Source organism: Kitasatospora sp. NPDC058492 (genome assembly GCF_042720685.1).
Lineage (GTDB): Bacteria > Actinomycetota > Actinomycetes > Streptomycetales > Streptomycetaceae > Kitasatospora.
The window spans coordinates 41,647-67,634 of the sequence record NZ_JBHXMU010000015.1; the positions used below are offsets into that span (position 1 = coordinate 41,647).

At 74.7% G+C, this 25,988-nt stretch carries 7 protein-coding genes; 2 read left to right on the forward strand and 5 right to left on the reverse strand.

What is annotated here, in order from left to right; translation table 11 throughout:
- From ACFWPI_RS12635 to ACFWPI_RS12655, 5 genes are all read right to left on the reverse strand, one after another.
- Entirely contained in the window at window positions 1-12,477 is a 12,477-nt protein-coding gene (locus ACFWPI_RS12635; RefSeq protein WP_380373330.1) for an amino acid adenylation domain-containing protein, read from the reverse strand.
- Entirely contained in the window at window positions 12,474-18,818 is a 6,345-nt protein-coding gene (locus tag ACFWPI_RS12640) for an amino acid adenylation domain-containing protein (RefSeq protein ID WP_380373327.1), read from the reverse strand. Before ACFWPI_RS12640 ends, ACFWPI_RS12635 begins: the two co-directional genes overlap by 4 nt.
- 18 nt (window positions 18,819-18,836) lie before the next feature.
- On the reverse strand, window positions 18,837-20,189 hold the full coding sequence (locus tag ACFWPI_RS12645) for a serine hydrolase domain-containing protein (protein ID WP_380424774.1): 1,353 nt from the start codon (window positions 20,187-20,189) through the stop codon (window positions 18,837-18,839).
- Between the two features lie 160 nt (window positions 20,190-20,349).
- On the reverse strand, window positions 20,350-22,920 hold the full coding sequence (locus ACFWPI_RS12650) for an ABC transporter permease (protein WP_380373321.1): 2,571 nt from the start codon (window positions 22,918-22,920) through the stop codon (window positions 20,350-20,352).
- A 3-nt stretch (window positions 22,921-22,923) separates the two neighbouring features.
- Window positions 22,924-23,658: an ABC transporter ATP-binding protein gene (locus ACFWPI_RS12655; RefSeq protein ID WP_063351478.1), complete on the reverse strand. Its 735-nt coding sequence runs from the start codon at window positions 23,656-23,658 to the stop codon at window positions 22,924-22,926.
- Window positions 23,659-23,956: 298 nt separating this feature from the next.
- Between ACFWPI_RS12655 and ACFWPI_RS12660 the strand changes: the two genes are divergently transcribed.
- Window positions 23,957-25,225 (forward strand): sensor histidine kinase, encoded by a 1,269-nt coding sequence (locus tag ACFWPI_RS12660; RefSeq protein ID WP_244293481.1) that lies wholly within the window; start codon window positions 23,957-23,959, stop codon window positions 25,223-25,225.
- Window positions 25,213-25,857, forward strand: coding sequence for a response regulator transcription factor (locus ACFWPI_RS12665; protein ID WP_363375491.1), 645 nt, complete (start codon window positions 25,213-25,215; stop codon window positions 25,855-25,857). The genes ACFWPI_RS12660 and ACFWPI_RS12665 overlap by 13 nt, the downstream gene beginning before the upstream one ends.
- Window positions 25,858-25,988 lie beyond the last annotated feature (131 nt).

Sequence of the window (25,988 nt, forward strand, 5' to 3'; positions counted from 1 at the left end):
CTACTCCGCCGCCGGCGCCGACTGGCGCGCGGCCTCTCGCTCCAGTTCCTCCAGCAGCGCGTCCTCGACGAGTCGCGCCACCCCCGCCACGGTGGGGTTCTCCAGGAGGCTGCGGAAGGCGATCCGGATGCCGAAGGTCTGCTTGATCCTGGTGATCGCCTGCACGCTGGTCAGGGACTGCCCGCCGAGGGCGAAGAAGCTGTCGTGCGCGCCGACCCGCTCCACGTGCAGGGTCTCGGACCAGATCCCGGCGATCAGCTTCTCGGTCTCGTCGCGCGGCTCCACCCACTCCTCGGCGGCCTCGACGGCCGTCTCGGCGGGGTCGGGCAGCGCGGCCCGGTCGATCTTGCCGTGCCGGGTGAGCGGGAAGGACTCCACCTCGGCGAAGGCGGCCGGCACCAGGTGCGCCGGGAGCCGCTCGGCGAGGTAGCCGGCGAGCTCGGCGGCGCCGGGGACGCCGCCCGCGGCCGGCCGCAGGTAGGCGACCAGGCGGGCGTGCTCGGCCTCGCCGCGGACCAGGACGACGGACTCGGCGACGCCCGGGTGGGCGTCCAGGGCCGCGGTGATCTCGCCCGGCTCGATCCGGTAGCCGCGCAGCTTGACCTGGTCGTCGAGCCGGCCGAGGAACTCCAGCCGGCCGTCGGACAGCCGGCGGACCCGGTCGCCGGTGCGGTACAGCCGCTCCTTGGGGTCGAACGGCGCGGCCAGGAAGGCCTGTTCGGTCAGGTCGGGGCGGCCCAGGTAGCCGCGGGCGAGGCCGTCGCCGGCCAGGTACAGCTCGCCGGGCGCGCCGACCGGGGCGAGGTTGCGCTCCGGGTCCAGGACGTAGGCCCGGACGTTCTGGACGGGCAGGCCGAGGACGGGCCGGGGGCTGTCGGCGACCCGGCAGACCAGCGCGTCCACGGTGGCCTCGGTGGGCCCGTAGAAGTTGTAGGCGATCAGGTCGGACTGGGCGCGCAGCCGGTCCCACTGGGCCTGGCCGATCGCCTCGCCGCCGAGCGCCGCGCCGCGCAGCGGGTGGGTGCCGGGGGCGAGCAGTCCGGCGTCGTCGAGCTGGCGGAACCAGGACGGGGTGGTCTGCAGGAAGTCGATCCGCTGCTCGGCGCGGTAGGCGACCAGGGCGTGCGCGTCGCGCCGCACCTCGTCGTCGACCAGGTGCAGTTCGTGGCCGGCGACCATCCACAGCACCGGGTTCCAGGAGGCGTCGAAGGACGCGGGCGCCAGGTGGGCGACCCGGACCTGCCGGTCGCCGCAGGCCTCGCGCAGCGGCTCGAAGACGGTCCGCAGGTGGCTGTCGAGCAGGTTCGCCAGGCTGCCGTGCTCGACCAGCACGCCCTTGGGCTTGCCGGTGGAGCCGGAGGTGTGGATGACGTAGGCGGCGTGCTCCGGGGCGAGGTCCGGGTCGGGGGCGGTGGCGGGCCGGGCCGCGATCGCGTCCCGCTCGCGCTCCGGGACGACCAGGGCGACGTCGGCGGGCAGCGCCAGCGTGGTGCTCGCGGCCTCGTCGGCGATCACCACCCGGGGCTTGACGTCCTCGACCAGCAGCCGCAGGCGCTCGGCCGGGGCGGCCGGGTCCAGCGGGGTGTAGACGCCGCCCGCCTTGAGCACCGCGAGCAGCGCGGTGATCAGGCCGGGGCCGCGCCGCAGGCAGACCGCGACCGGCACCTCGGGGCCGACGCCCCGGTCGGCGAGGTGGTGGGCGAGCCGGTTGGCCCGCTCGTCCAGCTCTGCGAAGGTGATCCGCTCGCCGCCGTGGACCAGGGCGACGGCCTGCGGGGTGGCGGCGGCCTGGCGGGCGAACCGCTCGGGCACCAGGGCGTCGGTGGTGAGCGCGGTGGCGGTCTCGTTGTGGCCGGTGAGCAGCCGCTCCCGGTGGGCGGGGGCCAGCGCGCGCAGCTCGGCGAGGGTGCGCTCGGGCTCGGCCGCGATCTCCTCCAGCAGGGCGCGCAGGTCGCCGGTGACCCGGTCGGCGGTGTCGGCGTCGAAGAGCCCGGGGTCGTAGGCGAGCCGGAAGGAGAGCTGCTCGCCGGCGAAGACCGCGAGCACCATGGCGTAGCTGGTGGGCTCCTGGGAGCGCACGTCGCGGATCCGGATGCCCTGGTCGGAGCCCAGTTCGCCGTCGAAGGGGTAGTTCTCGACGACCACGTAGCTGTCGAACAGGTCGACCCCGGCGGGCAGCCCGGTCCAGCCGCGGATCTGGGCCAGCGAGACGTACTCGTAGCTGCGGGCCTGGACCTGGTCGCGCTGGAGGTCGCCCAGCCAGTCGAGGACGGGCTGCTCGGGGCGGACCTCGACCCGCACCGGCAGGTTGTTGATGAACAGGCCGATCATCGACTCGACGTCGGGCAGGTCGGCGGGGCGGCCGGAGACGGCCGAGCCGAAGCAGACCTCCCGCTCCCCCGCGTAGCGCGAGAGCGTCAGCGCCCAGGCGCCCTGGGCGAGCGTGTTGGTGGTGAGCCGGTGGCGCCGGGCGACCTCGGCGAGCCGCTCGCTGACCTCGGGCTCCAGCTGGAAGACGCTGGTCGCCTCGCTGCCCTGGCGGGCCGCCTCCTCGCCGGCCCGGTCGGCCGGCAGGGCGGTCGGGGCGGTGAAGCCGTCGAGCAGCTCGCGCCAGTAGCGCTCGGCGTCGGCCAGGTCCTGCTCGCCGAGCCAGGCGACGTAGTCGCGGAACGGGCGGCGGGCGGCCGGGCCGGGCCGGTCGTGGCCGGTGAGCCGGAGGTAGTCGTCGACCACCTCGGAGACCAGTTCGGCGCTGCTCCAGCCGTCCAGCAGCAGGTGGTGCGAGGTCCAGACGACCCGCAGGGCGCCGTCCGGCTCGTCGATCAGGGCCAGGCGCATCAGCGGCGCCACGGCCAGGTCGATGCCGCGGGTGCGGTCCTCGGCGAGGTAGGCGGCGAACCGCTGCTCGCGCTCGGCCGCCGGCAGGGCGCTCCAGTCCAGCCGCTCGACGGGCACGGTGACGTGCTCGCGGACCACCTGGAGCGGCTGGTCGGTGTCGACCCGGGCGAAGCCGGTGCGCAGCATCGGGGTCCGGTCGGCGAGGCGCTGCCAGGCCTCGGCGAAGGCGTCCGCGTCCACGCCGCCCTCCAGCAGGAAGGACAGCTGGCCGAGGTAGACGCCCTCGCCCTCCTCGGTGAGGCTGTGGAACAGCAGGCCGTGCTGCATCGGCGTGGCCGGGTAGAGGTCGGCGATCCGGCCCAGGGCGGTCAGTTCGTCCAGCAGCGGCTGGTCGACCCGGGCGAGCGGGAAGTCCGAGGGGGTGGCCCCGGAGGCGGCGGCGCCGGCCTCGCGGCAGTGCGCGACGATCCCGCGCAGGGCCTCGACGAGCTGGTCGCCGACCCGCTGGACGGTCTCGGTGGTGTGGGTCGCGGTGGAGTGGAACAGCTCGAAGCCGAGCTTGCCGTCGCGCACGTACGCCACGATGTCGAGCGGGTACTCCAGCAGTTCCCCGGGCGCCTGCTCGGTGCCGTAGCCGAGCCGCACGTCGTGCAGCAGGCCGCCGTCGTGGCCGTCGACGACCCGGCCGAGGTAGTTGAAGCCGACCTGGGCGCGGGGGCCTTCGGCGAGCAGTTCGCCGGGCGCCCCGGCCGGGCTGAGGTGGCGCAGCGCGCCGTAGCCGATGCCGCGCTGGGGGACGGCCCGCAGCTGCTCCTTGACGGAGCGGAGCCGGGCGCCCCAGTCGGCGCCGTCGGCGGTGTCCAGGGCGACCGGGAAGGAGGTGGTGAACCAGCCGGTGGTGCGGCTCAGGTCGACGTCGTCGAAGATCTCCTCGCGGCCGTGGCCCTCCAGGTCCACCAGGACGGCGGAGCGGCCGGTCCAGTCGGCGAGCACCCGGGCGAGCGCGGTCAGCAGGACGTCGTTGACCTGGGTGCGGTAGACCGCGGGGACCTCGCGCAGCAGCGCGTCGGTGCTCTCCGCGTCCAGGCCGACCCGGACGGCGGCGGCGGTGGCGACGGTCGGGGTGCCGGTGAGGTCGGCGGGCAGCGGCTCGCCGCCGGCCCGGCCGGCCGCGAACCAGTGGTCCAGCTCCTCGTCGAAGCCGCCGACCGCGGTGTGCTCGGAGAGCCGGCGGGACCAGTCGAGGAAGGAGGTGCCGCGCGAGCCGAGGTCGACCGGCCGGCCCTCGGCGGCCTGCCGGTAGGCCGTCTCCAGGTCGCCGAGCAGGGTCTGCCAGGAGACCGCGTCGACCACCAGGTGGTGGGCGGTGAGGAAGAGCCGGGCGCCGGCGGTGCCGCCGAGGTCGGCCAGCACGGCCCGCACCAGCGGGCCCTCGGCCAGGTCGAAGCCGGACTGGGCGGCGGTGGCGGCGGCCAGCAGCGCGCCCTCCGGGTCGGCCTCCAGGGTGAGGTCCAGCCGCTCCAGCGGCCAGCCGTCGCCGGGGGCGGCGATCTCCTGCTGCCAGCGGCCGTAGACGGTGCGGAAGCGGGTGCGCAGGGCGTCGTGGTGGGTGAGGAGCGCGTCGAGCGCGGTGCGCAGGTGCGCCTCGTCGGGGAGTTCGCGCAGCTCGGCCAGCACGGACATGGTGCTGTGCTGGGGGGCCTCGGTGTGGTGTTGGAAGAAGGCGCGCTGGATCGGGGTCAGCGGCGCCCTTCCGGTGACGGGTTCGGTGTTCACGCCGGCCGGCTCCTCGGGTTCGTGGGTCGAGATCGCGGCGGCGATCCCGGCGATGGTCTGGTGGCTGAAGATGTCCTGCGAGCTGAGGCGCAGTCCCAACTGCCGCGCCCGGGAGACGACCTGGATGCTCAGGATCGAGTCACCGCCCAGGTCGAAGAAGTTGTCGTCGACGCCGACCTCGGGCACCCGGAAGACCTCCGCCCAGAGCCCGGCGAGCGCCTGCTCGGCGGGGTTGCGGGGGGCCGTCCTGGTGGTGGCCGGGCGGTCGTCGGCGGCCGCGGCCGGCAGCGCCCGCCGGTCCACCTTGCCGTTGGCGTTCAGCGGCAGCCGGTCGAGCCGGACGAAGGCCTGCGGCACCATGTGGCGGGGCAGCGAGCCCTCCAGGTAGCGGCGCAGCTCGGCGCTCTCCGGTGCGGTGCCGGGCCGGGGCACGACGTACCCGGTCAGGACGGCGCCCGGCTCGGAGCGCAGCGCCGCGACGGCCTCCAGGACGTCGGGGTGGCGGCGCAGGACGGCCTCGATCTCGGCGAGTTCCACCCGGAACCCGCGGATCTTGACCTGGTCGTCGCCTCGGCCGAGGAACTCGACGTCGCCGGTGGGCAGGAAGCGGGCCTGGTCGCCGGTGCGGTAGAGCCGGCCGTCGGGGTGGGGCGTGAACGGGTCGGCGGAGAAGCGCTCCTCGGTGAGGTCGGGGCGGCCCAGGTAGCCCCGGGTGACGCCGGTGCCGCCGAGGAAGAGCTCGCCGACGACGCCGACCGGCAGCGGCTCCAGGTCCGCGTCCAGGACGTACATCCGGGTGCCCGGGATGGGCCGGCCGATCGGCACGGACGCGACGTCCGGCAGGCTCTGCGGGGTGACGGTGAAGTACGAGGACTCGACGGTGGCCTCGGTGACGCCGTAGGAGTTGAGCACGACGGTGCCGGGGGCGACGCTCTTCAGCAGCCGCCGGCAGTCGTCGGTGCGCCAGTTGTCCGAGCCGACGGCCAGGTAGCGCAGCGGCGGGAAGGCCCGGCCGGTGCGGGCGGCCTCGTCGGCCAGCGCGTTGGCCAGCGAGGGCACCGTCTCGACGTGGGTGACGCGCTGGCGCTCCATCAGGTCGAGCAGGCGCACCGGGTCGGTGGTGGCGTCCTTCGGGCAGAGCACCAGGGCGCCGCCGGTGGTCAGCGCGTGCGTCAGGTCGGAGACGAAGACGTCGAAGGCCATGCTGGCGAGGTTGAGCTGGCGGACGGGGCCGCGGTCGAGCCGGTAGGCCTCGCGCCAGGCCGCGGCGGCCCGGGCGACGCTGCGGTGCTCGACCGTGACGCCCTTGGGCTTGCCGGTGGAGCCGGAGGTGTAGATGACGTAGGCGAGGTTGTCCGGGGTCACCTCGGTGCTGGGTGCCTCGGCGGGCCAGCTGTCGATCTCCTCGCGGTCGGCGTCCAGGCAGAGCACGGTCGCGTCGCACAGCGGGAGCCGCTCGGCGAGGTCCCGTTGGGTGACGAGCATCGCGGCGGCGCTGTCGTCCAGCACCAGGCGCAGCCGCTCGGCGGGGTGGGTGGGGTCCAGCGGCAGGTAGGCGGCGCCGGCCTTGAGGACTCCGAGGGCGGCGACGACGGCGTCCGGGCCGCGGTCCAGGCAGATCGCGACGACGGTCTCCGGGCCGATGCCCTGGCCGACGAGGTGCTGGGCCAGCCGGTTGGCCCGGGCCTCCAGTTCCGCGTAGGTCAGCACGGTCTCCTCGAAGACCACCGCCTCGGCGTCCGGGGTCTGCTGCGCCTGCTCGGCGATCAGCTCGTGCAGGCAGGCGTCGGCGCCCGGGGTGCCGGTGTCGTTCCACTCGTACAGGACGCGGTCGCGGGCGCGCAGCGACAGCATCGGGACGTCGCCGACCCGCTGGCCGGGGGCGGTGGGCATGCTGCCGAGCAGGACGGCGAGCTGGTCGGCGAGCACCTCGGCCTGGGCGCGGTCGTAGAGCGCCGGGTCGTAGGAGAGCAGCAGGGTCAGCGAGCCGTCGTCGTCGTAGGCGGTGAGGTCCAGCGTGAAGCTGGTGGTGTCGACGGCGCGGACGTCGCTGAGGCGCAGTCCGTGGCGTTCGGCGGCGGCCCCGTTGCCCGGGTAGTTCTCGAACACCACCAGGGTCTGGAACAGCGCGCTGCCGCGCGGGACCTTGCTGCTGCGCTGGATCTCGGCGATCGAGGAGTACTCGAAGCGCCGGGATTCGGCCTGCTCGGCCTGGAGGGCCGCCAGCCACTCCACCAGCGGGGCGTCCTGGTCGACCTCGGTGCGCAGCGGCAGGGTGTTGAGCAGGTTGCCGACCATGGTGTCGGCGCCGGGCAGCTCGGTCGGGCGGCCGGCCACGGTGGTGCCGAAGCAGACGTCGCGCTGCCCGGAGTGGCGGGCCAGCAGGATCGCCCAGGCGCCCTGGACGGCGGTGTTGAGGGTGAGCCGGTGGCGGCGGACCATCGCGACCAGCGCGTCGGTCTCGGCGCCGGACAGGCCCACCCGGACCTGCCCGGCGGACTGGGACTCGTGGCCCTGGGGCACCGAGCGGCCGAAGGGCAGCTGGGTCGGCGCGTCCAGGTCGCCCAGCAGGGCGCTCCAGTGGGCGGCGGCCGCGGCCTTGTCCTGCCGGGCCAGCCAGGCGACGTAGTCGCGGAACGGCCGGCGCTCGGGCAGGGCCGGGGCCTTGCCCCTGCCGTCGGTGAGCGCCTGGTAGGCGGCGAAGAGGTCGGCGAACAGGTGCGAGGTGCTCCAGCCGTCCAGGACGGCGTGGTGGAAGGTCCACACGACGCGGACGGTCCGCTCGTCCTCGCGGGCGAGGGCGAGGCGCATCAGCGGCGCCCGGGACAGCTCGATCCCGGTGGCGCGCTCCTCGTCGATCAGCGCCTTGAGCCGGCGGTCCAGTTCGGCGGCGGGCAGGCCGGTCCAGTCGAGGTGGCGCACCGTCAGCCGGGCGGAGCGCTCGACCACCTGGACGGGCTCGGGGACGCCGTCCCAGACCAGCCGGGTGCGCAGCGCGGGGGTGCGGTCGACCACCTGCTGCCAGGCGGCGGCCAGCGCGTCGACGTCGCGGACGCCCTCCAGCCGGAAGGCGACGTGGTCGGAGTAGGCGCCGACGCCGTCCTGGTTGAGGGTGTGGAAGAGCATCCCGCTCTGCATCGGGGTCAGCGGGTGGATGTCCTCGACGGCGGAGCCGGCCGGCACCAGCCGGTCGACGGTCGCCTGGTCGAGGGTGAGCAGCGGGAAGTCGCCGGGGGTGGCGCCGCCGGCGCCGGGGGTCAGGCAGTGCTCGACGAGTTCGGTCAGGGCCGCCGCGAAGTCGTCGGCGAGCCGCTGCACGGTGGCCTGGTCGTGGCGCTGCGGCGCGTAGTGGAAGTCGAAGGTCAGCACGCCGTGCCGGACCTCGCCGACGATGTCCAGCAGGTGCGGCCGCTCCTCGTCCGGGTGGTGGTCCAGGCCGTAGTCGGGTTCGACGGCGCGGAACAGCTCGCTCCCGGCCGCGGCGTCGCTCCACTGGCCGAGGTAGTTGAAGCTGACCTGGGGCTGCGGCGCCGCGGCCAGGGCGGCGGCCTGCGGCTGGTCGCCGCGCAGGTAGCGCAGCGGGCCGTAGCCGGCGCCGCGGCCGGGCACGGCGCGCAGCAGTTCCTTGGTGTCGCGGATGAGCCGGCCGAGCGGGCGGTCGGCCGGGGACTCCAGCAGCACCGGGAAGATCGAGGTGAACCAGCCGACCGTCCGGGAGACGTCGGTGCCGTCGAGGATCTCCTCGCGGCCGTGGCCCTCCAGGGTGATCAGGGTGCGGGCCCGGCCGGTGAAGCGGGCGAGCGCGCGGCCGAGCGCGGTCAGCAGGACGTCGTTGACCTGGGTGCGGTAGACGGCGGGCACGTCCTGGAGCAGTTGCCGGGTGCGCTCGGCGTCGAGGCCGGCCGAGACGGCGCGGGTGTCGCCGACGCTGTTGCGGCCCTCCCGGTCGGTGGGCAGGTCGGCGGAGCCGGCCGGCACCGGGCGGGCCCAGTGCGCCAGTTCGTCGTCCAGGCCGCCGTCCCGGGTGAAGGCGGCGAGGCGGCGCGCCCAGCCGCGGTACGAGGTGCCGGCCGGGCCGAGGTCGACGTCCTCGCCGCGGACGGCCTGCCGGTAGGCGCTCTCCAGGTCCTCCAGGAGGATCCGCCAGGAGACGCCGTCCACGGCCAGGTGGTGCACGGTGAGCAGCAGCCGCGCGGGCTCGCCGGCGCCGTGGTCGAACAGCAGGGTGCGCACCAGCGGCCCTTCGGCCGGGTCCAGCGAGGCCTGCGCGGCCTCGGCGAGGGTGCGCATGGCGGCGGCGCGCTCACCGGGGGCGGCCTGGTCGAGGGTGATCCGCTCGATCCGGGCCTCGGCCGGCACGGCGTCGGCGTCCGGCGCGGTGACGGTCTGGACCCACCGGCCGTCGGGGCCGGTGGCGAAGCGGGTGCGCAGGGCCTCGTGCCGGCGGACCAGGCCGGCCAGGGCGCGGGCCAGCGCGGGTTCGTCGACCGCACCGTCCAGGGTGATCAGCACGGACTGGTTGAAGTGGTGGGCGCCGCGGGTGTGGTGGGCGAAGAACCACTCCTGGACGGGGCCGAGCGGGGCCGGCTCGTGGTCGTCGGCGTCGACCTGGACGACCGGAGCCTGCTCCACCGGGCGGGCGGCGCGGGCGAGGTCGGCGAGCGACTGCCGGGAGAAGATGTCCTTCGAGGTGATGACGAGTCCGGCCCGGCGGGCGCGGGCGACCACCTGGATGCTCAGGATGGAGTCGCCGCCGAGTTCGAAGAAGTTGTCGTCGGCGCCGACCTTGCCGATGCCGAGCACCTCCGACCAGACCTCGGCGAGCGCCTGCTCGGCCGGGTCCTCGGGGGCCCGGTAGTCCTCCCGCTCCAGGGGGGCGTCCGGCGCCGGCAGGGCCCGGACGTCGACCTTGCCGTTGGGGGTGAGCGGGAAGGCGTCGAGGGTGGCGAAGGCCGTCGGGACGCTGTAGGAGGGCAGCCGCTGCTCGGCGAAGGCGCGCAGGTCCAGCGGCGCGATGACGGCGCCGGGCTCGGCGCGCAGGTAGCCGACCAGCCGCTTGTGGTCGCCGTCCGCGAGGGCGACCACCAGGGCCTCGGCCACCGCGGGGTGGGCCTCCAGGACGGCTTCGACCTCGCCGGGCTCGATCCGGTAGCCGCGGACCTTGACCTGGGTGTCGGCGCGGCCGAGGTACTCGACCAGGCCGTCGGCCCAGCGCACCACGTCCCCGGTGCGGTACATCCGCTCGCCGGGCTCCGCCGCGAACGGCGAGGGCTGGAAGCGCTCCTCGGTCAGCTCCGGGCGGCCCAGGTAGCCGCGGGCGACGCCGGGGCCGGCGATCCAGAGTTCGCCGGGCGTGCCGGGCGGGACGGGGCGGCGGCGCTCGTCGAGGACGTACACCGCCGTGTTGGAGATCGGGCGGCCGATCGGGATGGCGCGCACGCCGTCGGTCTCGCGGATCAGGTGGGAGACGGCGAAGGTGGTGGTCTCGGTCGGGCCGTAGCCGTTGACCAGCCGCTGCGGCGGGGCGCCGCCGGCCAGCAGTTCGGCGATCCGGCGCGGGTTGAGCGCCTCGCCGCCGACCAGCAGGTGGCGCATGCCGCCGAAGGCGGTGGGTTCCAGGCCGACGACCTGGTTGAAGACGCCGGCGGTGAGGAACATCGCGGTGGCGCCGGTCGAGCGCAGTGCGGCGGCGAAGGCCGGCGGGTCGAGCAGGACGTCCTTGGTGATGACGGCGATCCGCGCCCCGGCCACCAGCGGGCCCCAGAACTCGAAGGTCGCCGCGTCGAAGGTGGCGTCGGCGACCTGCGCCACCACGTCGTCGGCCGCCAGCGGGGCGTAGTCGGCGCCGCGGACCAGCCGGACGATGGAACGGTGCTCGACCACGACGCCCTTGGGCCGGCCGGTGGAGCCGGAGGTGTAGATGACGTAGGCCGCGCTCTCGGGCCCCGCGTCGGTGGCCGGCGGCCCGGCCGGGAGGGCGGCCAGCTCGGCGGTGCGCTCGGCGGGCAGCAGGGCCGGGACGGCCAGGTCGGGCAGCCGTTCGAGCAGCTCCCGGTCGGTGACGCAGAGCGCGGCCCCGGTGTCCGCGAGCATGAACTCCAGCCGGTCGGCCGGGTAGTCCGGGTCCAGCGGCACGTAGGTGCAGCCGGCCTTGAGCACGGCCAGCAGGGCGACGACCAGGCCGGTGCCGCGGGGCAGGCAGACCGCGACGTGCTGGCCGGGGCGGGCGCCGCGGTCGAGCAGCAGCCGGGCCAACCGGTCGGCCTGCTCGTCGAGCTGACGGTAGGTCAGCTCGCCTTCGGCGGCGGTGACGGCGATGGCGTCGGGGGTGGCCGCGGCCTGCTCGGCGACCAGCGAGTGGACGGTCCGGTCGGCCGGGTAGGGCACCCGGTTCTCGGCCCAGTCGCGGGTGACGGTGTCGAGTTCGGCGGCGGTGAGCAGCGGCAGGTCGCCGACCGGGCGGTCGGCGTCGGCGGCGACGCCCGCCAGCAGGAGCAGCAGTCGGGCGCAGAGCGCGTCGACGGTCGAGGCGTCGAACAGGTCGGTGTTGTACTCCACCGTCCCGCCCAGCGTGCCGTCGGCGGCCGGGGTGAACTCCAGCGTCAGGTCGAAGATGGAGGACACCGAGGGCGCGCGGAACTCCTCGACGGCCGGGCCGCCGAAGTCGGGCAGGGCCCCGGGGTCGTTCTGGAGCACGAGGGCGGCCTGCACCAGCGGGGTGCGGCTCGGGTCGCGCTCGGGCTGGATCTCGTCCACCAGCCGGTGGAAGGGGACGTCCTGGTTGCTGAGGGCGTCCCAGAGCTGGTCGGTGGTGCGCTCCAGCAGGTCGCCGAAGGCCTCGTCCAGGTCGATCCGGCCGTGCAGGACCAGGGTGTTGACGAAGAAGCCGACCAGCGGCTCCAGTTCGGTGCGGTCGCGGCCGACCGACACGGTGCCCAGGCCGACGGTGCGCTGGCCGGTGTGCCGGGCCAGCAGGACCTGGGTGGCGGCGGCGAGCACGGCGAAGAGCGTGGTGCCGCGTTCGGCGCCGAGCGTGTCGAGGCCGGTGGCGACCTCGGCGTCGACCTGGAAGGTGTGCAGGGCGCCGACGGTGGTGCGCACCGCCGGGCGGGGCCGGTCGGTGGGCAGCTCCAGCGGCTGGATGTCCGCCAACTCGTCGCGCCAGTAGTCCAGTTGCCCGGCCAGGCGGTCTTCGGTGCAGCGCTCGCGCTGCCAGCGGGAGTAGTCGCGGTAGCTGACCGGCAGCGGGGCGAGGGTGTGCGGGCGGCCCTCGACGGCGGCCCGGTAGAGCTCGCCGAGCTCGCCGGTCAGCAGGCCCTTGGACCAGCCGTCGGCGGCGATGTGGTGCAGGTTGAGGAAGAGCGCGTGGTCGTCCGGGCCGTGCCGCACGACCGTGGAGCGCAGCAGCGGGCCGCTGGCGAGGTCGAAGGGGGTGGCGAGTTCGCGGCGCAGCAGCGCGGCGAACTCGGCCTCGCGCTCCTCGGCGCCCAGCGCGCTCAGGTCCACCGGCTCGGTGTCCGGGGCGTAGGCGGGCCGGACCTCCTGGCGGGCCACGCCGTCCTCGGTGGTGAAGACGGTGCGCAGCGGCTCGTGCCGCTCGACCAGGCCGGTCAGCGCGGTGCGCAGCGCGGCCAGGTCGAGGCCGCCGCGCAGCCGCAGGCCGAAGGAGGTGGTGTACTCGACCGCGTCGGTCTCGAACTCCTGGAGGAACCAGAGCCGTTCCTGGCCGAAGGAGAGCGGGGCCGGGCCGTCGCCGCCGGGCCGGATCGCGTCGCGGTCGCCGCCGCCGGCGCCGGCGGCTGCCAGTCGCTGCCGCAGGATCTCGTCGGCGTCCTGGCCCTCGCTGTGTCGCTGGTCTGTCATCGGTTGCTCCCCCGCGCGCCACCGCGCGTCGTCGTCCGGTCCGCCGGTGTCCGGCGCACGTCTTCGAGTACTTGCTTGCGGACCTGGTCCGCGAGGGCCGCCACGGTGCGGGCGGCGAACACGTGCCGGGCCGAGACCCCGACGCCGAACACCTCCCGGATCCGGGCGGTGACCTGGAGGGTGAGCACCGAGTTGGCGCCGTGGTCGAAGACGTTGTCCTCGGCCCCCACGACGGGCACGCCCAGCACCTCGGCCCAGATCCCGGCCAGCGCCGCCTCGGTCTCGTCCCGGGGCGCGGTGGGCTCGGCGGCCGGCCGCTGCTCCTCCGGTTCCGGCAGGGCCCGCCGGTCGATCTTGCCGCTCGTGGTCATCGGGAACGCGTCCAGGACGATGACGACCGGCGGGACCATGTAGCCGGGCAGCCGCTCGGCGAGCCGGGCCCGGATCTTCTCCGGGTCGGCGGCGCCGTCCGCGGGCACCACGTAGCCGGTCAGCACGGTCTGCCCGGACGGCTTGGTCCGGGCGACCACCGCGGTCTGCTCGACGCTCTCGTCGTCGAGCAGCGCGGTCTCGATCTCGCCCAGCTCGATCCGGTAGCCGCGCACCTTGACCTGGTTGTCGATCCGCCCGAGGAATTCGAGCGTGCCGTCGGGCAGCCAGCGGACCAGGTCGCCGGTGCGGTAGAGCCTCGCGCCGGCGGTGGCGGCGAGGTGGTCCGGGACGAACCGCTCCTCGGTGAGCTCCGGGCGGCCCAGGTAGCCGCGGGCCACCCCGGCGCCGCCGACGTACAGTTCGCCGGGCACGCCCACCGGGACGGGCTCGCGGTGCTCGTCGAGCACGTAGCCGGTGGTGTTGGCGATGGGCCGGCCGATCGAGGGCAGCCGCCCGACCGGGGCGTCCTCCTCCGCCTCCAGCACCGTGCCGGTGGTGAGCACGGTGGTCTCGGTCGGGCCGTACAGGTTGGACAGCGCCATCGCGGAGCCGCGCGGCAGCCGGCGGCGCACCACGTCGGCGCCGGTGAGGATGTGGCGCACCCGGCCCTGGTGGAGCGCGGGCTGGTCGAGCAGGGCCTCCAGGCGCGGGGCCGGGATGAGGATGAGGGTGATCCCCTGCTCGACGATCCAGCCGGCGAGCAGGTGCGGGTCCTCCAGGACGCGGTCGGAGGCGAACCGGATCTCCACGCCGCAGGCGAGGGCGCCCCACTGCTCCAGCACCGTCGGGTCGAAGCCGGGCGGCACCATCTGGGTGGCCCGGTCGCCGGGCCCGGCGTCGAAGAAGTCCCGGTACCAGTCGCACAGGTTGACCACGCCGCGGTGCTCGATCAGCACGCCCTTGGCCTTGCCGGTGGAGCCCGAGGTGTAGATCACGTACGCGAGGTCGGACGGGCCGACGGCGACCTCGGGCGGCCCGTCGTGCGTGCCGGGCCCGGTGTCCTCGACGTACAGCACCTCGACGCCTTCCGGCGCCTCGGGCCCGGGCAGGTCGCGCTGGGTGAGGAGCACCGGCACCCCGGCGTCCTGGAGCACGTAGACCGTCCGGTCGTCGGGCAGTTCGGGGTCGAGCGGCAGGTAGGCGGCGCCGGCCTTGAGCACGGCGAGCTGGGCGATCGTCATCTCGGCGGCGCGCCGGGTCCGGACGCCGACGACGGTGCCCGGGCCGACGCCGCGGTCGGCCAGCCGGTGGGCCAGCGCGTCCGTCAGCGCGTCGAGTTCGGCGAAGGTCAGGCTGCGGTCCTCGGTGGTGACGGCCGCGGCGTCCGGGGTGCGCCGGGCCTGGTCGGCGACCAGGCCGTGGACGGTCGCCGTGTGGAACCGGGCGCCGGTCGCGGTGGCGTTCCAGCCGGTGGTGACCAGCCGGCGTTCCTGCTCGTCCATCAGCGGCAGCTCGTCGACGAGCCGGTCCGGGTCGGCCGCAGCCATGCCCTCCAGCAGCACGGTGAGGTGGCGGGCGGTCCGGGCGACGGTCTCCGGGTCGAAGAGCGCCGTGCTGTACTCGACCAGGCCGCCGAGCCGCCCGTCGCGCTCCTCGAACTCGAAGCCGATGTCGAACAGCGCGTGCATCCGCGGCAGGGCGCTCTCCTCGACCCGCAGGCCGTCGGGGCCGGGCAGCGCGTCCTGGGCCCGCTTGAGCATCAGCGCGGCCTGGATCAGCGGGGTGCGGCTGGGGTCGCGGTCCGGCTTGAGCTCGTCGATCAGCCGGTCGTACGGCAGGTGCTGGTGGGTGAAGGCCTCCAGCACGCCCTGCCGGACGTCGGCCAGGAAGGCGCCGACGGTCGTGTCGGGGGTGGTCCGGGAGCGCAGCACCAGCGTGTTGACGAAGAAGCCGAGCACGTCCTCCAGTTCGCTGTGCTCGCGGCCGGAGACGATGGTGCCGACGGCGACGTCGCGCTGGCGCGCGTACCGGGACAGCAGCAGTTGGACGCCCGCCGTGAGGACGGTGAACAGGGTGACGCCCTCCCGGCGGCAGAGCCGGGTGAGGGCGGCCACCAGCTCGGGGCTCAGCTCGAAGGGGTGGCCGGCGCCCCGGGTGGCGCGGGTGGCGGGCCGGGGCCGGTCGGTCGGCAGCTCCAGCGGCACCACGCCGTCCAGCCGGCGCTTCCAGTAGGCGAGGTCGGCGGCCTCCCGGGCGCCCCGCTCGCCGTGCTGGTGCACGGCGAAGTCGGCGTACTGCAGGGGCAGTTCGCTCAGCGCGGCGGGCCGGCCGGTGGCCTCCTGGCCGAGCAGGGCGACGAGCTCGCGGGCCATCACCTCCTTGGACCAGCCGTCGGTGACGACGTGGTGCATGTCGAGGACGAGCAGGTGCTCGGCGTCGGCCAGCCGGATCAGCCAGGGGCGCAGCAGCGGGCCGCCGCGCAGGTCGAAGGAGCGGCTCAGCTCGGTGCGCAGCAGCTGGTCGAGGTCGTCGACGCGCCCCTCGGCCGCGAGGTCGGTGAAGCGCACCGGCCGGTGGCCGGGGGCGTGGACGACCTGCACGCCCTGGCCGCCCTCGGTGGCGAAGGTGGTGCGCAGCGCCTCGTGCCGGGCCACCAGGGCGTCGACGGCGCGCCCGAGGGCGTCCCGGTCGAGCGGCCCGGTCAGCCGCAGGCCGAGCGGCGAGTTGTACTCGGTGCCCTGGGACTCGTAGTCGTACAGGAACCAGAGCCGCTGCTGGCCGTAGGAGAGCGGCAGCGGCCGGTCGCGGCCGACCGGCACCAGCCCGGCCCGGCGGGCGGGCTCGCTGCCCAGCCGGCCGGCCAGCCCGGCGACGGTGGGCGACTCGAACAGGGTGCGGATCGGCACCTCGACGTCCAGCACCGAGCGGATGCGCCCGATCAGCCGGGTGGCGAGCAGGGAGTGGCCGCCGAGGTCGAAGAAGCTGTCGTCGACGCCGATCGAGGCGACGCCGAGCACCTCGCAGAACAGGTCGCAGAGCTGCTCCTCGCGGGCGCTGCGCGGCCCGTGCCCGCTGCCGGCGGCGGCGGTGCCCGGGTCCGGGAGCGCGGCCCGATCGGTCTTGCCGTTCGGGGTCAGCGGGATCTCGGGGATCGGCACCACCACGGCCGGGACCATGTAGCCGGGCAGCGTGGCGGCGGCGTGCGCGCGCAGTTCGGCCGGGTCGGCGCCGCCCTCGCCGGCCGGCACCACGTAGGAGACCAGCCGGGTGTCGCCGGCCCCGTACTCGCGGGCGACGGTGACGGCGCGGGCCACCGCGGGGTGCCGCTCCAGGACGGCGTCGATCTCGCCGGGCTCGATCCGGAAGCCGCGGACCTTCAGCTGGAAGTCGGCGCGGCCGACGTACTCCAGGTTGCCGTCGGCGGCCCAGCGGACGATGTCGCCGGTGCGGTACATGCGCTCGCCCTCGGCGCCGTACGGGTCGGGCAGGAAGCGGTCCCGGGTGAGGTCCTCGCGGTGCAGGTAGCCGGTGCCGACGCCGTCCCCGGCGATGTACAGCTCGCCGGCGGCGCCGATCGGCACCAGGCGCAGCGCCTCGTCGAGGACCCGGACCCGGGTGTTGCCGATCGGCCGGCCGATGGTCGGCGCGCCGGGGCGGTCGTCCAGGCGGGCGGCGGTGGACCAGATGGTGGTCTCGGTGGGCCCGTACAGGTTGGTGACCTCGCTGCCGAGCGCGCGCATCCGCTCGGCGAGGGCGGCCGGCAGGGCCTCCCCGCCGACCAGCATCCGCAGGCCGCGCAGCGCCTGCGGGACTTCGTCGCACAGGGCCTGCCAGAGGCTGGGGGTGGCCTGCATGATCGTGGTGCCGGTGCGGCCGACCAGGGCGCCCAGCCCGGCGGGGTCGGTGACGGTCGCGCGGTCGGCGAGGACCACGGTGGCGCCGCCGACCAGCGGCAGGTAGAGCTCCAGGGCGGCGATGTCGAAGGCGATCGTGGTGACGGAGGTCCAGACGTCCTCGGCGGCGAGCGGGAAGAGGTCGGCCATCGAGACCAGGAAGTTGGTCAGCGCGTGGCGGCTGATGACGACGCCCTTGGGGCGGCCGGTGGAGCCGGAGGTGTAGATGACGTAGGCCGGGTCGGCGGCGGTCGCGGCGGGGCCCTGCGGCCCGGCGGGCTCCGTCGCCAGCCTGGCGCGCACCTCCTCGTCGTCCAGCAGCAGCCGGTGGGCGGCGGTGGCGGGCAGCCGCCCGGCCGTCGCACTGTCGGTGACCAGTGCCGAGGGGGCGGCGTGGTCGAGGATGTAGCCGATCCGGTCGGCCGGGTAGTCGGGGTCGAGCGGCACGTAGGCGGCGCCGGTGCGGGCCACCGCGAGCAGGGCGACGACGAGGTCGGCGGAGCGCGGCAGCGCCAGGGCGACGAGCCGGCCCGGGGCGGCGCCGTGGCGGCGCAGCTCGCCGGCCAGCCGCTCGGCCCGGTCGTCGAGTTCGGCGTAGCTGAGCACGGTGTCGCCGGCGATCAGGGCGGTCCGCGCGGGCTGGGCGGCGGCCCGGGCCCGGAACAGCGCGGAGACGTCGGCGTCGGGCACCGGCCGGTCGGTGGCGTTCCACGCGGTCAGCAGGGCGTGCCGCTCGGCCGGGTCCAGCACCTCGTAGCCGTCCGGGTCGGCGTCCGGCGCGGCGACGGCGGCGGCCAGCAGGCGCGGCAGCGCGTCGGTGAGCCGCCGGACGGTCGCCGGGTCGAACAGCTCGGTGCTGAAGGTCGCGGCCAGCCGCAGCCCGGAGCCGTCGGGTGCGCTGCGGAAGCGCAGCTGGAGGTCGAACGGGGAGTGCTGGCGGGGAAGTTGGGCCACCTGGGCGTCGAGCGCGCCGAAGTCGAGCCGGGCGGGCAGGTCCTCGGCGAGGTCGAAGGCCACCTGGGCCAGCGGGTGGCGGTTGAGCGCGCGCTCGGGCCGCAGGTCGCCGACCACGGTCTCGAACGGGACGCCGCCGTGGCGCCGGGCCGTGTCGGCGGCCGCCGCGCAGTCGCCGACCAGCTCGCGGAAGGAGGCGCCGGGGCGGCGCAGGACCCGCAGCACCACCGGGTTGGCCAGCGGGCCGACCACGGCGGCGCGCCGGGCGTCGTCGCGGCCGGGCAGGCTGCCGACCAGCGGGACGTCGGCGCCGGCGCCGAAGCGGCCGAGCAGCGCCACGACGGCGGCGTGCAGCACCGCCTCGACGCCTGCGCCGCAGTCGGCGGCCAGGTCGGCGAGGGCCGCCGCCAGCGGGCCGTCCAGCTCGCTGCGGTACTCGTCGGCGGCGTAGCGGGTGACGGCCGGGCGCGGCCGGTCGACGGGCAGGTCGAGCTGCGCCGGCGCGCCGTCCAAGGCCGCGCGCCAGTGGGCGAGTTCGGCCGCGGCGTGCTCGGTGGGCCGCTCGGGGGCGCCGTTCAGCTCCCGGTCGGCGGCGGCCGCCGCGGCGTACTGCGGGGCGGGCTCGGACGCGCCGGGGGCGGCCGGGGCGGTGGCCGCCGCGTACGCCCGGGCCAGGTCGTCGACGATCACGGCGAGCGAGCGCTCGTCGGCCGCGATCTCGTGCACCGTCAGGACCAGCACGTGGGCGTCCGGACCGGTGGCCAGCAGCCGGGCCCGCAGCGGGGGCTCCCGGGTGAGGTCCAGGCCCTGGCCGGCCGCCCGGGTCAGCGCCTCGTCGAGCTCGTCGGGGGCGACCGGCTCGGGCCGCAGCCCGGCGAACGCCCCGCCGTCGGGGGCGGGTTCGGGGCGGCAGCGACCCTCGGCCTCGCGGTGCACGGTGCCCAGCAGCGGGTGCCGCCGGACCAGGGCGTCCAGCGCGGCGCGCAGCTGCTCCGGACCCAGACCGCCGGCCAGCCGCAGCGCCACCGTGTGGGTGTGGCCGGCGGCGCCCTCCTGGAAGCGGTTCAGGAACCACAGGCGCTGCTGCGCCGGCGACAGGACACTGTCGTTGGTGATCGTCACGTTCGCTCTCCAGCCTGTTCAGGCGACGCGTCGCAGGACGCGGCCGCCGAACTGCATGTGGTCCGCGCGCCCGGTCTCCGGGTCGAGCAGGAAGCGGCCGAGGTGTTCCACCTCGGGCAGCCGCGGGTGCCGGGCGGCGAAGAAGCGCTCGCCTCGGCCGGTCAGGTCGTACTCCATCCCGTCGTCGTCGACCAGGACGGTGGCGCCGGGGTGTGCGCCGTCCGCCGTGTCGGCGCCGGGGCGGATCCGGTACACGGTCTCGCCGTTGGCCCACTGCCCGACGCGGTCCGACAGGTCCTGCGCGGCGCCGGCGGCGGGGCCCGGCGCGTAGCCGGCGACGTCCACGCCCTCGGCCCGGAGCTGGGCCAGCAGGTCCTGCCAGGCGCCGAGGCCGGCCGCGGAGTCGGCCTGGAGGGCGATCACGGTGCCGCGTTCCGGCTGGATCCGCAGGTGGCAGGTGGCGCCCGCGCCCACGCCGTCGAGGCCGAGCCAGCGGTCGGCGCCGTTGCCGTACCGGGCCCAGCCGTGGCCCCAGCCGTCGGCCAGGCCGAACGGCAGGGTGTCGAAGGGCGGTTCGGCCAGCTCCCGGACGGCCTCCTGGTCGAGCAGGGCGGCGTGCGAGGCGTCGCGGTCGTCCAGGTGGAGCCGGGCGAACGCGACCAGGTCGGTGACGGTGCCGGCGATCGCGGCGGCGGGGGCGAGGTCGCGGGGGATCTCGTCGGCCGCCAGGAAGGCCGGCTCGATGTCCAGCGGCCGGAGCAGGAAGTCCGTCACGGCGTTGCGCCAACTCACCCCGGCGGCGGCCTCGATGACCTTTCCGGCCAGCGCGAACCCGGCGTTGGAGTACGAGAACGCGGTGCCGGGGGCGAACAGCGGGCCGGCCGCGACGGCGGCCCGCAGCCCGCCGTCGCCGGGGCCGTCGCAGACCAGCCCGGAGGAGTGGCTGAGCAGGTGGCGGGTCGTCAGTCCCAGCTCGGCGAAGGGTGGTTCGTTCAGGTACTCGCCGACCGGCAGGTCCAGGTCGAGGTCGCCGTCGAAGGCCAGCTGCATGGCCAGCGTCGCGGTGAAGAGCTTGGTGAGCGAGGCGAACGGCGCGGCGGGCGCCGGCCCGGGCTCCGCACCCGCCTCGGCGACGTGGAGTTCGCCGGCGTCGTAGAACGCGCACCGGAGGGAGCGCACACCGTGTTCGCGCGCGAGCCGTCCGGCCTTTTCACGCCATGACTGTGAATTCACTAAAACCCACCCACCGCATTCACCGGAATCCGAAAAAGGCGCAGCACAACAGCCCCGTTCGGCCGTGTTCCGTCCACGGCTCGTCGGTACGGGGATTACGCAAAAGGGGAATTCGCTCTGGTGAATGCAGGCTAACACCGGGCGGCGGGGCCGGTCAGGGTCGTTAAGCGGCAGCCGAATGACCCTGGTTGCCGCACTGCGAAACGCCGTTCGACCTGCCCGGAAACCCGAAAACGCCGATGGGGTCCGCAGTCGCGGACCCCATCGGCGGGTCGGTGTGGCAATGGTGGGGGCGGAGCTACTCGCGCAGTCCGATGGCCTCCACCGGGCGGGCGCGCAGGGCGAGCTTGGTCGGCACCAGAACGGCCGCCGCGGCCAGGGCCGAGGTCGCCGCCACGATCGCCAGGTAGAGCAGCGGCGGAATGTGCGGAACCAGGGACCCGGTCAGGCCCATGCTCACCGTCATCAACGGCACGATGGGCACCAGGCTGCCGACCACCACCGCGATCAGGATCAGCATCAACGTCTCGGTGTGCATCATCCGCATGACCTGATCGGGGGTCGCGCCCACCAGCCGCAGCAGCGCGAACTCCCGTGCTCTGGACAGCGTGGTCATCACCAGGGTGTTGGCGACGGCCACCGCGATGTACCCGAAGACCAGGACCAGCGGCAGCGCGCTGCCGAACAGGTTGGCCGTGCCGGCCTTCTCCTGGGCGGCGGACAGGCCGCCCTTGTCCTGGACGTGCACCCCGGGGTAGCGGTCGTTGAGCCCGGTGAGCTCCCCGATCACCTTCTTCTTGTCGGCGCCGTCCTTGGCCCGGACCAGCACCGAGTCGTACATCCGGCGCGAACTGTGCTGGAGCACGGTGTCGTAGGACAGGGTGATGTCGCCGAAGCCCAGGCCGCGCTTGTACACGGCGATCACCTTCGGCTCCAGCGTCTGCCCGTCGGGCATGTGCACCTTGATCTGGCCGCCGACGTTCGCGCCGAGCGTGGCCGAAGCCCCGCTGCTGATCGCCACCGTGTCCGTGGACAGGTTGTCCAGGGAGCCCTCGGAGACGTCCAGGTCGACGACCCGGCTCAGGTTGCCCGGGGTCAGCCCCTGCGCCTTGTAGTCGAAGATCTCCGGCGAGCCGAGCATCTTCGTCGAGGCGAACAGGTCGACCCGCACCGTCCCGGCCGCGGCGTCCACCCCGTCCAGGCCGGCGATGAACTTCGGCGCGGTGACCGGCAGGCCGCCGGAATCGCTGGTCACCGTGTAGTCGGCGACGACGCCCGCCTGGGCCTGCGCCTCGGCCGCACCCGACGTGGTGGTCGGGATGAACAGCTGCACCGAGGCGAAGCCGATCGCCAGGATCAGCGGGCCGATGCCGGCCGCCAGCCGCCGGGCGTTGGCCCGGGTGTTGGCCACGGCCAGGAACCCGAGGGTCCCGAACCGCCGCTGGAACGGCGCGGCCATCAGCCTGGTCGCCTTCGCCACCACCGGCGGGGCCAGCATGAGGATCGCGATCACCATGATCAGGCCGCCGCTGCCGGCCGCGGCCACCGCGAAGATGCTGCCGAAGAACAGCGGCAGCAGCGACGCGCAGAAGCCGAGGACGAACAGCAGGATCCCGATGGCCACCCGGGCGCCGCCGATGCCCGGCTGCTCGGTCTGGGCCTCGCTGAGCGCCTCCACCGGCCGGATCGACACCACCCGGCGGGCCACCGCGAACGCCGCCACCTGCGCGGCGATCACGCCGATGCCGACCGCGGCGATCGCCGGGATCGGGCCGTAGGAGAACTCGAAGTCGTCCGGCAGGATGCCGATCGCCCCGAGCGCCCCGCGCAGCACCCCGGCGGCCAGCATGCCGGGGAAGCAGCCCAGGATCGAGGCCACCAGCGAGATCACCAGGGCCTCGCCCGAGATCATCTTGTGGATCTGCTTGGGCGTCGCGCCGACCGCGCGCAGCAGCGCCAGCTCGCGCCGGCGCTGGTGCACGCTGAGCGCCAGGGTGCTGCCCACCACCATCATGGTGATCAGCACGACGGTGCCGCCGAGCGAGCCCGCCAGCTCCTTCAGGCTGCCCCGGGCCGAGGCGACGTCCGGGTTCTCGACGCTGCTGCGCCCGTCACCGGTGTAGACGTCGATCGCGGAGCCCTTGAGCGCCTTGTCGATCCGGTCGCCGAGCTTGCCGGCGTTGGTGTCCTTGGGCGCCAGCACGCCGATGGCGCTGACCTGGTCGGTGCGGCCGAACAGGGTGCGCGCCTCGTCGTCGGAGAAGAACACCGGCGGGGTGCGCAGCGCCCCGCCGCCGCCCTTGTAGGTGACGATGCCGACGATCTTGTACGAGCTGGCGTCCCGGGTGGAGGCGATCTTGACGCTGTCGCCCACCTTCACCTTGCGGTGGTCGGCGACGGACTTCTCCAGCACCACCTCGCCGGCGCGCTTCGGCTCGTCGCCGTTGCGGTCGTACGGGCCGAGCGCGGCCGCGCCCCAGTTGGTGCCGTTGGACGTCCGGTCGTCGGCGCCCTTGACCAGCTCCTCGCCGTCGTTGGAGACGACCTGCGCGGGGAAGGTGAGCACCGGGACGGCCTTGTCGACGCCCTCGGTCCTGGCGACCTTGTCGACCAGGTCGATCGGGACGCCGACGGCGTCCTTGAGGTCCTTGGACTTGCTCTTCTTGGCCTCGTGGACCGTGAAGTGCTTCTGACCGCCGACCACGACCGCAGCGCCGGAGTAGCGCTGGACCGGCACCCCGTTGCCGATGCCGGACTGGAGGATGATCCCGAAGGCCGTGACGAGCACGGACGCGCCGAACAGGGCGACGAACGCCCCGACGAACCCGGCCTTACGCTCCTTGACGGTCTGTACGACGAGCCTGAACACGTCTCACCACTCCCCCAGCCGGGTCATGCGCTCGGCCACCCGGTCCGGAGTGGGGTGCGTCATCTCCTCCGCGTAGCTCCCGTCCGCGAGGAACACCACGCGGTGCGCGTAGGAGGCGGCGATCGGGTCGTGGGTCACCATGATCACCGTCTGTCCGAGGCTGTCCACGACCTCGCGCAGCAGCGTCAGCACCTGCTTGGCGGTGCGGGTGTCCAGCGCCCCGGTCGGCTCGTCCGCGAAGACCACCTCGGGCCGCGCCGCCAGCGCCCGGGCGATGGCCACCCGCTGCTGCTGGCCGCCGGACAGCTCCGAGGGCCGGTGGCTCATCCGGTCGGCGAGACCCACCTGCGTCACGACCTGCTGCAACCACTGGTGGTCCGGCTGGCGACCGGCCAGCATCAGCGGCAGGGTGATGTTGTCCGCGACGGTCAACGCCGCCATCAGGTTGTACGCCTGGAAGATGAAGCCGACCCGCTCCCGGCGCATGATGGTCAGATCGACCTCGCTCAGCTGCGCCAGCTCGGTACCGCCGAGCACCACCGAGCCGGCGTCCGGGCGGTCCAGCCCGGCGGCGCAGTGCAGGAAGGTGCTCTTGCCCGCCCCGGACGGACCCATCACCGCGGTGAAGGTGCCCCGGGCGAAGGCGAGGGACAGATCGCGCAGCGCGTGCACGGCCCCGGCGCCCTTGCCGTACGTCTTCCGGACCCCGTCGAGGCGGACGACCCAGTGGGCGTCCAGAGCGGCACTGCCGTCCGGCCGCGGCGGCGCCGCGTACTCCTCCTCCGCGGCCGCGCTCTGGAACTCCTCCGTCCGCGCTCCGCGTCCCTTTCTGCTCACTTCCGGCCTCCACCACTCGCACGCACTACTTGACGTTCACGAAGGTAAGTCCTGGAGCAGGTGCGGAACCAGGGCACGAACTGGAGAGTCGATGGTGCAGAAAAGTGCCACCCACCGCCGCATTTGGGACGGTGGTAGGGTGATCGGGATGACGACTCGGAGGGTTTTAGGAGCCGTGCGCGCCCCCAGCATTGCCGAGTTGCGACGCTTACAACCCGAGCAGTGGGTCCGCCAGACGGTGATCCGTTTCCCTCCGGCCGCGGGCTACGTCCTGCTCTGCCTGATGACCGGACTCGCCGGGCTGCTGCTGTTCTACCTGATCGCCATCATCTTCGCGCTCTGCCTGGTCGGAACGGGCTTCCTGCTGCTGCCCAGGACACTGCGGGTGCTGCGCAGGTACGCGGAGGTCCACCGCCGGTGGGTCGGCCGGCTGCTGGAGACCGAGGTCCGCACGCCCTACCGCGACCTGGAGCCCGGCCGCACCGGCCCCCGCAAGCCCTCCCTGCGCGACCCGGCCGTCCGCAAGGACCTGGTCTGGGTGATCACCCACGGCGTCGTCGGCTCGGCCCTGTGCATCTTCGCCCTGAGCATCTGCGGCAACGCCTTCAACTGGCTTTCCGCACCGGTGTGGTGGAAGCTCGCGTCGGGCGAGCGCAACTCGATCATCCTGATGAACGTCGACTCGTGGCTGAAGTCCTTCGTCGCGGTGTTCATCGGCGTCGGCTACGCCGTGGTGGCGATGGCCGCGATGCGCGGGCTGGCCCTCGTGCACGCCCGGATGTCCCGCCGGCTGCTGACCGCCCGCCCCCGGGTCGCGCTCGCGCAGCGGGTCCGCGAACTCTCGGTGACCCGCGCCGAGGCGCTCGACGCGCACGACGCCGAACTGCGCCGGATCGAACGCGATCTGCACGACGGGGCGCAGGCCGGCATCGTCGCCGTCTCGCTGCGGCTCGGCATGATCAAGCGCGCGCTCGGCCAACGGCCCGAGCAGGTCCCGGAGATGGTGGACGCGGCCCAGAACCTCGCCGAGCAGGCGCTGGAGTCGCTGCGCCACCTCGTCCGCGGCATCTACCCGCCGGTGCTCGCCGACCGCGGGCTGACCGACGCCGTCCGGGCGCTCACCGCGCTGTGCGGGGTCCCGACCCGGATAGACATCGACGAGTCGGCCGGCGCGGCGCCCCGCGCGCCCGCCGCCGCCGAGGCCGCGGCCTACTTCGTGATCTCCGAGGCGCTCACCAACATCACGAAGCACAGCGGGGCGCGCAGCGCGCTGGTGTGGCTGCGGATCGCGTCGGACGCCATCTCGATCAGGGTCGAGGACGACGGCAAGGGCGGCGCCACCGAGGGCACGGGGAGCGGCATCCTCGGACTCCGGCGCCGGGTCGCCGCCTTCGACGGGACCACCGACCTGTTCAGCCCGCCCGGGGGCCCGACCGTACTGAAGGTGGAGATTCCATGCGGATCCTGATCGCCGAAGACAACGCCCTGCTCCGTGAGGGGCTGGTACTGCTGCTGAACAGCGAGGGGCACGAGGTGTGCGTCACCGTGGACAACGGGGACGACCTGCTGCCCGCGCTGCTCGAACACCGCCCGGACGTCGCCGTGGTGGACGTCCGGCTGCCGCCGACGTTCCGCGACGAGGGCCTGCGGGCCGTCGTCGAGGCCCGCAAGCAACTGCCCAACCTGCCCGTCCTGGTGCTCTCGCAGTACGTCGAACGGGCGTACGCGACGGAGCTGCTGGCGCAGAGCGCCTCCGGGGTCGGCTACCTGCTGAAGGACCGGGTGGGGCGCGCCGAGGAGTTCCTGCTCGCGCTGGAGCGGGTCGCCGACGGCGGCACCGCGATGGACCCGGAGGTCATTTCGCAGCTGATGGTCCGCCGGGCCGGTGACGACCCGCTGTCCTCGCTGACCCAGCGCGAGCGCGAGGTCCTGGCACTGATGGCGGAGGGGCGCAACAACGGCACCATCGCCGAGATGCTGTTCATCGCGGAGAGTTCGGTGAACAAGCACATCGGCAACATCTTCGCCAAGCTGAACATGCCCACGCCGGACAGCGGCCACCGCCGGGTGCTCGCCGTGCTCACCTACCTGCGGGCCTGAACGCCCGGAGGAAGACGTGCGGAGAGGGGCGGCGCCGGTCGGGCGCCGCCCCCCGCCGCGTACCACGACACAACACCCCGACGGGGGCTCCCCGTTGGGGGGGCGGGGGGGGGAGGCGCGGGCCCCCGGGG

Bases quoted from the DNA above. Each gene is read 5' to 3' on its own strand.
- ACFWPI_RS12635 (WP_380373330.1), bottom strand. From the start codon at position 12,477: ATGACAGACCAGCGACACAGCGAGGGCCAGGACGCCGACGAGATCCTG.
- ACFWPI_RS12665 (WP_363375491.1), top strand. From the start codon at position 25,213: ATGCGGATCCTGATCGCCGAAGACAACGCCCTGCTCCGTGAGGGGCTG.